This window comes from Mesorhizobium sp. M7A.F.Ca.US.014.04.1.1, from assembly GCF_003998745.1.
GTDB lineage: Bacteria > Pseudomonadota > Alphaproteobacteria > Rhizobiales > Rhizobiaceae > Mesorhizobium > Mesorhizobium ciceri.
The window spans coordinates 1-948 of sequence record NZ_RZRW01000029.1 but is presented as its reverse complement, the minus strand read 5'-3'; the positions used below and the strand labels follow the sequence as shown (position 1 = coordinate 948).

The following is a 948-nucleotide window of genomic DNA, read 5'->3' as shown; positions in this document are numbered from 1 at the left end:
GTTCATCTCGGCGGTGCGCGACAAGTCGGACCAGGGCCATATCCTGGCGACGACGCTCGACTACCCGATGGTGCTCGACACGGTGGGCTGCACACCCGAATTCCTGAAAACCAATCCGGATGCCGCCAAGGCGCTGGCCGACAGCTATTTTGATGCACTCGACCTGATCAAGAGCGATCCGCAGAAATCCTACGAGACCATGGGTGCCGACGTGAAACAGTCGGCCAAGGAATTCGAGGATTCGGCGAAATACCTGAAATGGGCCGACCGGGCGGAGAACAAACAGTTCTTCACCAAGGAATTCCAGGACTTTTCCAAGACCGCTGGCGAACTGCTGCTGCAGATGGGACTGATCAAGGAAGCGCCCGACGTCACCACGTTGGCTGACACCAGCCCGGTTTCGAACTGATCGTTCGGCCTTTGACCATCAAGCGGCGGCGCCTGGCGCTGCCGCCTTCTCTTGGACAAAGCGCGATTTGAGCATGGGGACCATTTGAAAATGGCGACGATTTGACGATGCGCCCCTTGCATCCAGTCTCGCCGGGCATCCGAACCGTGCTCGGCATTTCCTTCTTCGTGCTTTTCGTGGCCTTCTGGGCTTGGATCACGCTAGGCGGCCACGTCAACCGCATCTTCCTCGCCGATCCGCTGTCGATGCTGCGGGATGGCTGGCGGCTTTTGGTCGAAGACCGTTTTTGGCTCGACGTTCTGATCACCATCTGGCGCGTCTTCGGCGGCTTCCTGCTTGCCTCGGTCGTCGCGGTACCGCTTGGCATCGCGATGGGCGCCTGGAAGCCGGTGGAGGCGTTTCTGGAGCCTTTTGTCTCCTTCGCCCGCTACTTGCCTGCGTCGGCATTCATCCCACTGCTCATCTTGTGGGCCGGCATCGGCGAGCTGGAAAAACTGCTGGTCATCTTCGTCGGCTCGGTGTTCCAGATCGTCCTCATC

Annotated in this window: 2 pseudogenes; both read left to right on the top strand. The window is 59.6% G+C overall.

Annotation, left to right across the window (positions count from 1 at the left end):
* Positions 1 to 409 (top strand): annotated as a pseudogene (locus EOA22_RS38610) (ABC transporter permease); the annotation flags it as partial.
* A gap of 107 nt (positions 410 to 516) precedes the next feature.
* Positions 517 to 948, top strand: a pseudogene (locus EOA22_RS03700) (ABC transporter permease); the annotation flags it as partial.